A 12,961-nucleotide genomic window follows, 5' to 3' on the forward strand; every position below is an offset into this window, starting at 1 on the left:
GTCCGCATCGTCGCCGCGGCACGCTCTCGTCGTCGGTGCAACAGCGACCTCCGCCCACCTGTTCCCGGTGCCCACCCGGCGGACGTCCACCGGGCGATGCCGACCGCGGCCCGTCGGGCACGATGATCGACATGGCAGGAACGGCCACTCCGGCGACCACCGTCCTCGACCGGTCCGGCGTGTCGTACCGGCTGCACACCTACGTTCACGCGAAGGGCACCACGCGCTTCGGCGAGGAAGCCGCCGACGTCCTCACCGCTCGTCTCGGGGTCGACGCGGTCCGCATCCTCAAGACCCTCGTGATCACCGCGTCCGGCGGAACGGCCGCGCGGCCGTTCACGGCCGTCGCGGTGCTGCCCGTGACCGCGACACTCTCGACGAAGGCCGCGGCCGCAGCGCTGGGGGCCGGTCGCGCTGCGATGGCCGATCCGGCGGTGGCGCGCCGGGCGACCGGGTACGTGCTCGGCGGGGTCTCGCCCCTCGGGCCGTGGTGCACGGGCGCCCGGCACGCGCTGCCCACGGTCGTCGACGAGTCCGTCGCCGCCGCGGACACCGTGTTCTGCAGCGGCGGTCGCCGCGGGCTCGAGATCGAGATCGCCCCGACCGACCTGATCGCCCTGACCGGCGCGGTCCTGACGGACCTCACTCGCTGACGGGCGGGAATGAGAGACTGACCACCGTGACGTACTGGACCGCCCCCACCGCCACGCGCCCGGTGCGTGCCACCGTCGACGTACCCGGCTCGAAGTCGCTCACCAACCGTGCGCTGGTCCTCGCCGCACTGGCGGACGGCCCCTCCACGATCACCGGTGCGCTGCGCAGCCGGGACACCGACCTGATGATCGAGGCGATCCGCACGCTCGGCGCAACCGTGGAGGTCACCGGCGACCGCGTCCGGGTCACGCCCGGACCGTTGACCGGGGGCACCGTCGACTGCGGCCTGGCGGGCACGGTCATGCGGTTCGTGCCCCCGCTGGCGGCGCTGGGCTCCCGCACGTCGCACTTCGACGGAGATTCGCACGCCCGGAACCGGCCGCAGCGCACGGTGCTCGACGCGCTGCGCGCGCTGGGTGTCGAGGTGCACGGCGACAGCCTGCCCTTCGACGTGGTCGGCACCGGCTCGGTCCGCGGCGGCCGCGTCGAGGTGGACGCCTCCGGATCGAGTCAGTTCGTTTCCGGCCTGCTGCTGTCGGCCGCGCGCTTCACCGACGGGGTGACCTTCGAGCACGTCGGTCCCCCGGTGCCGTCCATGCCGCACATCGACATGACGGTGGCGATGCTGCGGGAGAGCGGTGTGCAGGTGGACACGCCGGCCGAGACCGGACGGGCGAACACCTGGCGGGTCCACCCCGGACCGATCGCGGCCGTCGACCGCACCATCGAGCCCGACCTGTCCAACGCCACGCCGTTCCTCGCGGCGGCTGCGGTGACCGGCGGCGCCGTCACCGTGCCGCGCTGGCCGGCCACCACCACCCAACCCGGCGACGAGTTCCGCGCCGTGCTCGCGGCGATGGGAGCGACCGTCACCGCGGACGAGGCCGGCGTGACCGCCCACGGACCCGACCGGCTGGTGGGCATCGACGTGGATCTTCACGACATCGGCGAACTGACCCCGACCGTCGCGGCGATGGCGGCGCTCGCGTCGTCGCCCTCGCGACTGCGCGGGATCGCGCACCTCCGCGGCCACGAGACCGACCGCCTCGCGGCCCTCGCCGCCGAGCTGACCGCGCTGGGCGGCGACGTCGTCGAGACCGACGACGGACTGGCCGTCACTCCGGTCGCGCTGACCGGCGCACCGTGGCGCGCCTACGCCGACCACCGGATGGCGACGGCGGGAGCCGTTGTGGGACTGAGGGTCCCGGGAGTGCGGATCGACGACATCGATTCCACCGCGAAGACGCTGCCCGGGTTCGCCGATCTGTGGCAGCGCATGCTCGACGGGGACGCCCCCGGCCCGTCGCGACGCGAGGCCCGGTCCTGACTCCCCGCCGCTACGACGAGTCCGACGTCCGGATCCGGCCGGGCAAGGGAACGCGGCCGCGGACCAAGACGCGGCCGACGCACGCCGACGCCCGACGCGCGATGGTCGTCTCCGTCGACCGGGGACGCTGGGGGTGTGCCCTGGACGAGGATCCGGCGCGCGTCGTCGTCGCGATGCGGGCGCGGGAACTCGGTCGCACCCCGATCGTGGTCGGCGACAGCGTCGGCGTGGTCGGAGACACGAGCGGCCGAACGGACGCTCTCGCGCGGATCGTCCGTGTCGAGGATCGACGAACGGTGTTGCGGCGCACCGCCGACGACACCGATCCGTACGAGCGGGTGGTGGTCGCCAACGCGGACATGCTGCTGATCGTCGTGGCACTGGCGGATCCGCCGCCCCGCTCGGGCTTCGTGGAACGGGCGATGGTGGCGGCGTTCGTCGGCGGGCTACGCCCCGTGCTGTGCCTGACCAAGGACGACCTGGCCGACGCCGACGAGTTCGCCGCGATGTTCGCCGGCCTCGACGTTCCGGTGGTCCTGGTGGGACGCGATCGGCCCCTCACCGAACTGACCGCCCTGATCGCCGGGTCGTCGTCGGCACTGATCGGTCATTCGGGGGTCGGCAAGTCGACGCTCGTCAATCGAGTGGTGCCGGGCGCCGACCGCGCCACCGGCGTCGTGTCCGGCGTCGGCAAGGGACGGCACACGTCCACGCAGTCGGTGGCGCTCCCCCTCGAGGGCGGCGGGTGGGTGATCGACACCCCCGGCATCCGCAGCTTCGGGCTCGCCCACATCTCCCCCGAGGACGTGGTGGCGGCGTTCTCGGACCTTGCCGAGACGGCCGCCGACTGCCCCCGCGGCTGCACCCACCTGGGTCCGCCGGCGGATCCGGAGTGCGCATTGGACACGCTGACAGGTCAGGCGACGCACCGCGTCGCCGCGGTACGTCGCCTGCTGGTGGCGCTCATGTCCAACGAATCCTGGTGACCTACACGCGCTTCGAGTGAGTCGACCGGGTCAGCGGCGACCGAACCGCGCCCGCAGACCCCGGCCGCTCTTCGACTCCGCAATCGCCGACAGCAGACCCTTGCGACGACCCGTCGCCGGATCGACCACCGCGGTGGTGTTCCCGCCGAAGCGGCGCTCGGATGCGGTCTCCGGGGCATCGTCCGCCGTGGCCTTGAGGAACTTGTCCGGCAACGACAACTTGGCGATGGTCCGCCAGGACTTCGCGTACTGGGCCGGGAACGACCCCGTGGTGTAGGGCAGGTCGTACTTCTCGCACAGCGCGCGCACCTTGACGCTGATCTCGGCGAGACGGTTGCTCGGCAGGTCCGGGAAGACGTGGTGCTCGATCTGGTAGCAGAGGTTGCCACTCATGAACGCGAGCGCGGGTCCGGCCTCGAAGTTGGCGCTGCCCAGCATCTGGCGCAGGTACCACTGTCCCTGCGTCTCGTCCTTCAGATCGTGGCGCGTGAACTTCTCCGCCCCGTCCGGGAAATGGCCGCAGAAGATCACGGCGTTGGTCCAGACGTTGCGAATCACGTTCGCCATGATGTTGGCCGTCAACGTCTTTCGGAACGACGCGGCCGGCGACAGCGACGACACCGCCGGGGTCAGCGCGTAGTCCTTGAGCATCTGCTTGCCGACCTTCTCGCCCACCTCGGCGAGCTTGCGGCGCGTCTCCTCCTTGGACACGCGGCCCTTGGCAACCTTGCCGAGCTCGAGGTGCTGGACGGCGACGCCGTACTCGAACAGCAGCATCAGCAACGTGTTGTAGACGAGGTTGCCGGCGTTGAAGGGCGTCCACTTGCGGTCACGCGTGACGCGGATCAGCCCGTAGCCGATGTCGTCGTCCATCCCGAGCACGTTGGTGTACTTGTGATGGATGTAGTTGTGGGTCTGCTTCCAGTGCTCGGACGGACCCGTGTTGTCCCACTCCCACGAGGTGGAGTGGATCTCGGGATCGTTCATCCAGTCCCACTGGCCGTGCATGACGTTGTGGCCGAGTTCCATGTTCTCGACGATCTTGGACACGCCGAGCATCGCACTGCCCGCCCACCACGCCACACGGTTGTTGCTGGCCAGCATGGTGGTGCGGCCGACGGCCTCGAGGGTGCGCTGGAAGCGGATGGTGTTGCGCACGTAGCGCGCGTCCTTCTCGCCCCGCGCGGCCTCGATCTCGCGACGGATGGCATCGAGCTCGTGCCCGATGGCCTCGACGTCGGCGTCGGTGAGGTGGGCGTATTCCTTGACATCGGAGATCGCCATGCATCCACTCCTCGGCAGGTGGGGGAACCCCGCACGCGGGGTCGTACCGTGGTTACCCTACCGGAAGTTACGCCTCCGTAGGTTACGGTGCCGCAGGTGTGTGCGCCTTCACAGCCCGACGGGCCTCACGCCGTGCCTCCTGTAGAGCCGACCGCAGCCCCCTCTTGCGTCCGGTGATCGGATCGAACCGCACGCGGTCCACGACGGCGGACGCCGGACCGTGGAATCGTCGCTCGGAACTGGTCTCCGGTGCGTCGTCGGACGTCCGGCGCAGCCAGCTGTCGGGCACCGACAGCTTGAAGATGGTCCGCAGCGCCTTCCAGTACTGGGCGGGCAGATGGCCCGTGGTGTACGGCAGGTCGTACTTGTCGCACAGTTGCCGCACCCGCTCGGCGATCTCCGGGTACCGGTTGCTCGGCAGGTCCGGGAACATGTGGTGCTCGATCTGGTAGCAGAGGTTGCCGCTGAGAAACGCCATGGTCGGGCCCGCGTGGAAGTTCGCGCTACCGAGCATCTGCCGCAGGTACCACTCCTCGTGCGTCTCGGTCTCGAACTGGCCCATCGTGAACTTCTCGGCGCCGTCGGGGAAATGACCGCAAAAAATCACCGCGTACGCCCACAGGTTACGAATCACGTTCGCGGTCAGGTTCGCCCCGATCGCCCGGCGCCACGCCGGTCCCGCCAGGGCCGGGAAGAACACGAAGTCCTTGCCCACCTGCGTCGCGACCTTGCGCGCGAACTCCTTGTTGGGTTCGGACAGCACCTGCCACGGATCGACGCCCCGCTCCTCCTTGGAGGCGGCGAGATCGTGCAGCGCGATGCCCCACTCGAAGGTGAGCGCCAACACCAGATTCGCCGCCGGCTGCAGCAGATTGATCGGCTTCCACTGCTCGTCCCGCGTCATGCGCAGAATGCCGAAACCGATGTCGTCGTCCATGCCGACGATGTTGGTGTAGGTGTGATGCGAGTAGTTGTGGGCGCGTTTCCAGTGCTCGGAGGGGCCCGTCTGATCCCACTCCCACGACGTCGAGTGGATCTCGGGATCGTTCATCCAGTCCCACTGACCGTGCGAGACGTTGTGGCCGAGCTCCATGTTCTCGATGATCTTGCTCGCCGCCAGCAGGCCCGTGCCGAGCAGGGCCGCCGGTCGCCACCGCGAACACAGGATCGCGAGCCGACCACCGACCTCGAGCGACCGCTGCAGGGCGATGGTGCGGCGGATGTAGTTCGCGTCGCGCTGGCCACGCGACTCCTCGACGTCGCGGCGGATCGCGTCGAGTTCTCGGCCGAAGGCCTCGATGTCCTCGTCGGTCAGATGAGCGAACTCGAGAATGTCGGTGATCGCCATAGGGGTGGTACTCCCTGAAGTCTCGTGGTGGCTTTCCCGCGCGGGCGCCGCGTCCGGTGGACGGGTCGTGCAGCCGGGGTGTGCCTCGCGCCGATGCGGCGGGCAGCCACGACCGACAATAGCCGACCCTCCTGAGAGCGGGGTGTGTCTTCTCCGCGGCCTCTGTCACATCGGACGGGGTTCGACCGCCCGGGCGCGCACCCGGAACAAGCGTGCGCGTGCCGGTGTACGGGCCTCAGAGTTCGAGGGTGCAGTCCCCCGCCGCGGCGGAGATGCACGTCTGGATGCGGTCGCCACGCGAGTGCTCCTTGCCCGACCGCAGGTCCCGCACGTGACCGTCCGACACCGCCACCACGCACGTCTGGCAGATCCCCATGCGGCAGCCGAAGGGCATCTGCACCCCCACGCGCTCCCCGGCCTCGAGCAGGGTGGTCGCGCCGTCCACCTCGATCGTGCGGCCGGACCGCGCGAAGGTCACGGTGCCCCCGTCCTCGGCCGAGCCGGTGCGGGCGATCTCGAACCGCTCGGTGTGCAGCCGGTCGATCACCCCGGCGTCGGCCCAGTGCGCCTCCACCTCGTCGAGCATCGCGATCGGCCCGCAGGCCCACGTCTGCCGCTCCCGCCAATCCGGGAACCGCTGGTCGAGCGACCGCAGGTCGAACTTGCCGTCGGACCGCGTGAGCTGCACGTGCGACACCACCGAGTCGTACTTCGCGTCGAGCGCCTCGAGCTCCGCGCAGAACATCACGTCCGCCCGCGACGGCGCCGAATGCACGTGGACCACGTCGGGCATCTGCCCGCGCGTGTCGAGACTGCGCAACATGCCGATGACCGGCGTGATGCCGCTGCCCGCGGTCACGAACAGGATCTTCTCCGGCGGCGGGTCAGGCAGCGCGAAGTCGCCCTTCGGCGCGGCCAGGCGCACGATGGTGCCCGTCTTCACACCGTCGACCAGGTGCGACGAGAGAAAGCCCTCCGGCATCGCCTTGACGGCGATGGAGATCTGCTTGTCCTTCCAGTCGGGCGCCGAGGTCAGCGAGTAGGACCGCCAGTGCCACCGGCCGTCGACGTGCAACCCGATACCGATGTACTGGCCCGGTCGATAGTCGAAGTCGAAGCCCCACCCCGGCTTGATGACCAGCGTCGCCGCCGTGTCGGTCAGCTTCTCGACGCGCACGATGCGGCCGCGCAATTCCCGCGCGGACCACAGCGGGTTGGCCAGGTGCAGATAGTCGTCGGGGATCAGCGGCGTCGTGATGCGGGTCAGCGCGCCGCGCACCGCGTTCAGCGCGGGCCGCTTCGGCGCGGCCACCCCGGACACCGGTGCCTCGAGCCAGTCCTTGAATCCCATGCGGTCATTGTCCCCGACCACGTCGCTGCCCGGGGCATCGGGCCGGACACGCCCACCGCCGCGTCACATGAGGTCGAGGAGGAACGGGATCTCCTGCGGCGCATACCAGGCGAGTTCGTGGTCCTCGGCGTCGCCGAGGACGAACTCCGCGTCCACGTCACCGAGGTCCGCCGCGTCGATCGCCTCCACCGCGGCACGGACGGCCGGCTCCGCCTCCGCGAGGTCGACGTGGACGGAAGCCACCTGGCGCAACGACAACGGCTGCGGCAGTCGCACCACCGCGTCGTCGAGGTCCGGACGCAGCGTCACCGGATCGACGTCCGCCGCGATCACCACGCGTCGTGGGGCCGACCCGGCGGCGGCGGCTGCGTCGACGTCGGCATCGGCGTCGGCGCCGCCATCGGTCTCGTCGACCTCGCCTTCACCACCGAGCAGCCGTAACGACGCGCGAGCCGCCTCCCGCAACGCGACGTCCGCCAACTCGTCGTCGTCACCGGACGAATACGCCTCGCGCAACGTCGGCGTGACCGCGAACGCCGTCCGCGAGATCGGCGAGAACTCGCCGTCGTCGATCAACGCACGCAACATCGTCGTCGTCGCGGGAACGAACACCCTCACGAGCGCCTCGCTTTCGGGATCGGTGTCGTCGGAATCGGCGCCCCGTCGGGGCCGGTCACCGCACGGACTTGTCGTCGGAGGCGGCGTCGACGAGCTCGTCGAGCGCTTCGTACAGCAGCGTGGTGACGACGTCGATGTCCGGCATCGCCGCGCGGTCGGCGTTGACGCCGTAGTAGACGTGGCCGTCGTACGAGGTGAGGCCGATCGTCATCGCCTGGTTGCGCACCAGCGGAGGCACCGGATACATCTCGATCATCCGTGCCCCGCCCGCGTAGAGCGGGAACTGCGGCCCGGGGGCGTTGGTCACGACGATGTTGAACATGCGCTGCGACAGGCTCGACCCGACGCGAGCACCCATCGCGTGCAGCGTGGCCGGCGCGAACCCGGAGAGCTTCATCAGGGTCGACGCCGTCACCCCGCGCCCCTGGCGCGCGTGCGCCTCGGTGGCGTGGGAGATGTGGGACAGGCGCACCACCGCGTTCGGCTCGCCCACCGGCAGATCGACGAGGAACGATTCGACCTCGCCGGCCGGATGCCCGATCGTGTCGGCCCCCGCGGCGACGGGCGCGTGCACCGACAGCGGCACCAGAGCGCGCACCGTCGTGTACGGCCCGAGCGGTTCTCCGCGGGACAACAGCCAGTTGCGCAGGGCACCCGCCACCACGGTGAGCACGACGTCGTTCACCGTGCCGCCGAAGCGCCGACGAACCGCCCGGTAGTCGTCGAGGTCCGTCCGGGCGACGGAGAATCGGCGGTTGCGGGAGATCGTGGTGTTCAGTGGGCTTGTCGGGGCCGTCTGCGCCGCCGTGCGCACCACGGCCGCGACCTTGCCGACCGCGCGCGCCGCGCCGTGTGCGGCCTCGGCGAGGTCACCGACCGCGCCCCGCACCGCCTCGACGGCCTCGCCGGGCCGCGACACCATCTCCGCCAGCGCCGACGCCACCAGCGCCCGATCGGACGGCTCCCGCGCCGGCATCCACAGTTCCTCGGCCATCGGCGGGGGCGACTTCGTGTCGTCGAGGATCACCTGGCTGATCTCAAGGGCCTGATCACCGTCGACCAGGGCGGAATGGGACTTGGTGAAGATCGCGAACCTGTTGCGCGCCAACCCTTCCACCAGATACATCTCCCACAGCGGGCGGGTCCGGTCGAGGGGTCGCGAGGTCAATCGCGCCACCAGATCGTGCAGCTGCTCCGTCGATCCCGGCTTGGGCAGCGCGGACCGCCGGATGTGATACGTGATGTCGAAGTCACGGTCGTCGACCCACACCGGGCGGGCCAGCCCGAACGCGACCTCGCGCACCTTCTGTCGGTACCGCGGCACCAGCGCCAATCGGCTCTCGACGAGCGTCAGCAACTCGTCGTACGTGAAACCGCCACGCGGAGTGCGAAACACCGCCAACGAACCCACGTGCATGGGGGTGGTCCCGGCCTCCAGGAAGTAGAACGACGCATCCTGAGTGGTGAGTCTGGTGGCCACCGCGCATCCCCCTCGATCGTCGGACCCACCGGGTCCGGCCTGCCGGTCCCGCAGCTCGTCGCTGTCGTGGCCCACAGTCTCGCACGACGTGGACCGTTCGGTTCGGGCGGAGGCACGCCGGCGGTTCCGTGCCCGGGTCGGGTGTTACCCCGAGTCGAACCCCGCCGACTGTGAGTCGAGCGGACATTCGCGCACGACCGTTCACGACGGCGGGCGGCGCGACCACACTCGGCCGCGTGACCGCTCCCGACGTCCGCCTGGACCACCCGCCCGCCTCCGAACCGGCGCTCGACGACGGCGGCAGCGCCTCGCCGTGCCCGTGCGTGTCCACGGCCGCAGGGCCCTGCATCTCGCCGCTTCGGGTGTCCGGGCGTCGGCCCGGCCCGCATTCCGGACGGTCACCCGACCGCGCCGCGTCCCGCAGGGGATCGGCACCCGATCACGCAGCCCCACGGTCCGATCCGGATCCCGAGCTCACCGCGGCGCGGGTGATCGCCGACCGTCTGCTCCGCGGCGCGTTCGAGGTGATCGATCGGAGGCGGGCACCCGCCTCCCTGCGCGCCGGAGTCTCCCCCGCCGTGCTCGGCATGATCGCGTCGCTGTCGACGGCCGAGGTACCCGGCCGAGCCGCGGGGGTCGCGGTGCTGCGCACGGTCCACGTCCGTCGCGGAGCGCGCGGACACCTGGAGGTGTTCGGCTCGTACTCGCGCGGGGAACGACGATTCGCGGTGGCGGCGCAGCTGTCGCGCCGGACTCCCGCAGGCTCGCCGTGGATCGTCACGAGCCTACGGTTGTCCTGATCGGGCGATCTACTTGCGGCGCTTCGACTTCGCGCCGCGCTTGACGGGCTTGACGGTGTTGCGGGCGGCCTCGCGGCGCTCCCGCCGGGTGGTCGTCGACTTCTCCGCCGCCCCACCGTCGGTCGACGCCCGGCGCACGCTGGTGCCGCCGGACTCGTCCGGTCCCGAGTACGTCAGACGGGACGGATCGCGCTCGTCGAGCCCCCTCGCCCGCAGTGCCGGGGGCGCCGTCTTCTCGGCCGCGACGGTGGCCGGCTCCCGGGTCGGCGACGCATCGCGGCCCGCGGGTGCACCGGGTCCGGCGGCGGGCGTCGGGGCTGCCGGCGGAGCCGGGGTGGGAGTGGCCCCCGTCGCGGCGGCCGATGCCGCGGCGCGCGCCGCGACCGGATTCTGCAGTCCCGCGCCCACCTGCAGTCCCGCCGACGCGGCCGGGCTCGGTGCCGAGGCCTCGACCTGCAGGTTGAACAGGAAGCCGACCGACTCCTCCTTGAGGCCGTCGAGCATGCCGGTGAACATGTCGTAGCCCTCGCGCTGGTACTCGACCAGCGGGTCGCGCTGCGCCATGGCCCGCAGGCCGATGCCCTCCTTGAGGTAGTCCATCTCGTAGAGGTGCTCGCGCCACTTGCGGTCCAGCACCGACAGCAGGACCCGACGCTCGAGCTCGCGCATCCCACCCTCGCCGGCGATCGCGTCGATCTCCGCCTCACGCCGGGCGTAGGCGGACCGGGCGTCGTCGAGCAGGGCCTCGCGGAGCTCGTCGCGGGAGAGGTCGCCCTTCTCGCCGAACTCGTTCTCCTGCGTGAGCTCCTTCTGGTCGACGCCGACCGGGTAGAGCGTCTTCAGCGCCGTCCAGAGCTGGTCGAGATCCCAGTCCTCGACGTAGCCCTCGGCCGTGGCGCCGTCGACGTAGGCGGTGACCACGTCGGTGATCATCTGCTCGACCTGGCCCTCCATGTCCTCGCCGCGCAGGATCCGACGACGCTCCTCGTAGATGACGGTGCGCTGCTGGTTCATCACCTCGTCGTACTTGAGCACGTTCTTGCGGATCTCGAAGTTCTGCTGCTCGACCTGGGTCTGCGCACTCTTGATCGCCTTCGAGACCATCTTGGCCTCGATGGGCACGTCGTCCGGCAGGTTGAGGCGGGTCATGATCGACTCGAGCGCGGCCCCGTTGAAGCGGCGCATCAACTCGTCACCGAGCGACAGGTAGAAGCGGCTCTCGCCCGGATCGCCCTGGCGCCCGGACCGTCCGCGCAGCTGGTTGTCGATGCGCCGCGAATCGTGGCGTTCGGTGCCCAGCACGTACAGCCCGCCCGCCTCGCGCACCTTCTCCGCCTCGGCCTTGACCTGGCTCTTGACCTCCTCGAGGGTGGGCTCCCACGCCTGCTCGTAGTCCTCGGCGGACTCGACCGGGTCGAGCCCGCGGCTCCGCAGCGCCAGGTCGGCGAGGATGTCGGGGTTGCCGCCGAGCACGACGTCGGTACCGCGACCGGCCATGTTGGTGGCCACGGTGACCGCACCGGACCGCCCGGCCTCGGCGATGATGGTCGCCTCCTGCTCGTGGAACTTCGCGTTCAGCACGTTGTGCGGCACACCGCGCTTGGTGAACTGCTTGGACAGGTACTCCGACCGCTCCACGCTGGTGGTACCGATCAGGACCGGCTGTCCCTTCTCGTGGCGCTCGACGACGTCGTCCACCACCGCCGCGAACTTGGCTTCCTCGCTCTTGTAGATGAGGTCGCCGTTGTCCACTCGGACCATCGGCCGGTTGGTGGGGATCGGGATGACGCCGAGCGAGTAGATCTGGTGCAACTCGGCGGCCTCGGTCTCGGCCGTACCGGTCATGCCGGAGAGCTTGTCGTAGAGGCGGAAGTAGTTCTGCAGGGTGATCGTGGCGAGGGTCTGGTTCTCGGCCTTGATCTCGACCTTCTCCTTGGCCTCGATCGCCTGGTGCATGCCCTCGTTGTACCGGCGACCCACGAGGATGCGACCGGTGAACTCGTCGACGATGATGACGTCGCCGTCGCGGACGATGTAGTCCTTGTCGCGCTGGTAGAGCTCCTTGGCCTTGACGGCGTTGTTGAGGTAGCTCACCAGCGGCGAGTTGGCCGCCTCGTAGAGGTTGTCGATGCCGAGCTGGTCCTCGACGAACTCGACGCCCGCCTCGTGCACACCGACCGTGCGCTTCTTGATGTCGACCTCGTAGTGCAGGTCCTTCTTCATCAGCGGGGCGATGCGGGCGAACTCCGCGTACCACTTGCTGGACGCGTCCGCCGGGCCCGAGATGATGAGCGGGGTCCGCGCCTCGTCGATGAGGATGGAGTCGACCTCGTCCACGATCGCGAAGTTGTGACCGCGCTGCACCAGATCGTCCAGCGAGTGCGTCATGTTGTCGCGGAGGTAGTCGAAGCCGAACTCGTTGTTGGTGCCGTACGTGATGTCCGCGGCGTACGCCGCCCGGCGCTCGGCCGGGGTCATGCCGGACAGGATCACGTCGACCGACAGCCCGAGAAAACGGTGCACACGGCCCATCCACTCGGAGTCGCGCTTGGCCAGGTAGTCGTTGACCGTGACCACGTGGACCCCGTCACCCGACAGCGCGTTCAGGTAGGCCGGCAGTACACAGGTAAGGGTCTTGCCCTCACCCGTCTTCATCTCGGCGATGTTGCCGAAGTGCAGCGCCGCGCCGCCCATGACCTGCACGTCGAAATGCCGCTGCGACAGCACCCGCTTGGAGGCCTCGCGAGCCACGGCGAACGCCTCGGGCAGCAGGTCGTCCAGCGTCTCACCACCCTCGATGCGGGTGCGGAACTCGTCCGTCTTCCCGCGCAGCTCCGCGTCGGTGAGCCCCTCGACGTCCGGAGAGAGGGAGGAGACGTGGTCGGCGATGTGCTTCAGCCGCTTGACCATGCGACCTTCACCGACACGGAGCAACTTGGACAACGACAACGACGGCACGGTCTTTACTCGTCCTCGGGTTCGGGTACAGGGGCGGGCGGAGTCGACGCCGGGCGTCGGCTCCACCGGGGGCGCGCGGCACCCTCGGCGCATTCATCGTAGGCGTCGCGCCTGACAGGTCGCTGTGAGGCCGACGCGACACCGCCGGGCACCCC

The 12,961-nt window shown here is 70.1% G+C and carries 10 protein-coding genes; 4 read left to right on the forward strand and 6 right to left on the reverse strand.

Features of this window, described 5'->3' with window-relative positions:
• Positions 1-131 precede the first annotated feature (131 nt).
• From A3Q40_RS09900 to rsgA, 3 genes are read left to right on the forward strand one after another with little or no spacing between them, the layout of a single operon-like run.
• Complete coding sequence (locus tag A3Q40_RS09900) at positions 132-653, forward strand: YbaK/EbsC family protein (protein ID WP_068105819.1); 522 nt, start codon at positions 132-134, stop codon at positions 651-653.
• Positions 654-670: 17 nt separating this feature from the next.
• Positions 671-1,981, forward strand: a complete 1,311-nt coding sequence (aroA, locus tag A3Q40_RS09905; protein ID WP_068105820.1) for a 3-phosphoshikimate 1-carboxyvinyltransferase — start codon at positions 671-673, stop codon at positions 1,979-1,981.
• Positions 1,921-2,967: a ribosome small subunit-dependent GTPase A gene (rsgA, locus tag A3Q40_RS09910; protein ID WP_371828478.1), complete on the forward strand. Its 1,047-nt coding sequence runs from the start codon at positions 1,921-1,923 to the stop codon at positions 2,965-2,967. The genes aroA and rsgA overlap by 61 nt, the downstream gene beginning before the upstream one ends.
• A 30-nt stretch (positions 2,968-2,997) precedes the next feature.
• Here the strand turns inward: rsgA and A3Q40_RS09915 are convergent, their stop codons facing one another.
• From A3Q40_RS09915 to A3Q40_RS09935, 5 genes are all read right to left on the reverse strand, one after another.
• The gene (locus A3Q40_RS09915) at positions 2,998-4,251 is read right to left on the reverse strand and encodes a fatty acid desaturase family protein (RefSeq protein ID WP_068101901.1); all 1,254 of its coding nucleotides are present in this window, start codon (positions 4,249-4,251) and stop codon (positions 2,998-3,000) included.
• Between the two features lie 82 nt (positions 4,252-4,333).
• Entirely contained in the window at positions 4,334-5,599 is a 1,266-nt protein-coding gene (locus A3Q40_RS09920; protein WP_068101902.1) for a fatty acid desaturase family protein, read from the reverse strand.
• Between the two features lie 235 nt (positions 5,600-5,834).
• Positions 5,835-6,950 (reverse strand): ferredoxin reductase, encoded by a 1,116-nt coding sequence (locus A3Q40_RS09925; RefSeq protein ID WP_068105822.1) that lies wholly within the window; start codon positions 6,948-6,950, stop codon positions 5,835-5,837.
• 63 nt (positions 6,951-7,013) lie between these two features.
• Complete coding sequence (locus tag A3Q40_RS09930; protein ID WP_068101904.1) at positions 7,014-7,568, reverse strand: DUF6912 family protein; 555 nt, start codon at positions 7,566-7,568, stop codon at positions 7,014-7,016.
• 55 nt (positions 7,569-7,623) lie between these two features.
• On the reverse strand, positions 7,624-9,048 hold the full coding sequence (locus tag A3Q40_RS09935) for a WS/DGAT/MGAT family O-acyltransferase (protein ID WP_068105825.1): 1,425 nt from the start codon (positions 9,046-9,048) through the stop codon (positions 7,624-7,626).
• A 236-nt stretch (positions 9,049-9,284) separates the two neighbouring features.
• Between A3Q40_RS09935 and A3Q40_RS09940 the strand changes: the two genes are divergently transcribed.
• Entirely contained in the window at positions 9,285-9,848 is a 564-nt protein-coding gene (locus A3Q40_RS09940; protein ID WP_157889541.1) for an Rv3235 family protein, read from the forward strand.
• Between the two features lie 9 nt (positions 9,849-9,857).
• Here A3Q40_RS09940 and secA read toward each other — a convergent pair whose 3' ends face one another.
• Complete coding sequence (gene secA, locus A3Q40_RS09945) at positions 9,858-12,806, reverse strand: preprotein translocase subunit SecA (RefSeq protein WP_068101909.1); 2,949 nt, start codon at positions 12,804-12,806, stop codon at positions 9,858-9,860.
• Positions 12,807-12,961: the final 155 nt, after the last annotated feature.

The sequence above is a fragment of the Rhodococcus sp. PBTS 1 genome (genome assembly GCF_001620025.1).
Taxonomy (GTDB): Bacteria; Actinomycetota; Actinomycetes; order Mycobacteriales; family Mycobacteriaceae; genus Rhodococcoides; species Rhodococcoides kroppenstedtii.

Coding starts and splice junctions, on each gene's coding strand:
- A3Q40_RS09900 (WP_068105819.1), top strand. CDS start 132: ATGGCAGGAACGGCCACTCCGGCGACCACCGTCCTCGACCGGTCCGGC.
- A3Q40_RS09915 (WP_068101901.1), bottom strand. CDS start 4,251: ATGGCGATCTCCGATGTCAAGGAATACGCCCACCTCACCGACGCCGAC.
- A3Q40_RS09920 (WP_068101902.1), bottom strand. CDS start 5,599: ATGGCGATCACCGACATTCTCGAGTTCGCTCATCTGACCGACGAGGAC.
- A3Q40_RS09925 (WP_068105822.1), bottom strand. CDS start 6,950: ATGGGATTCAAGGACTGGCTCGAGGCACCGGTGTCCGGGGTGGCCGCG.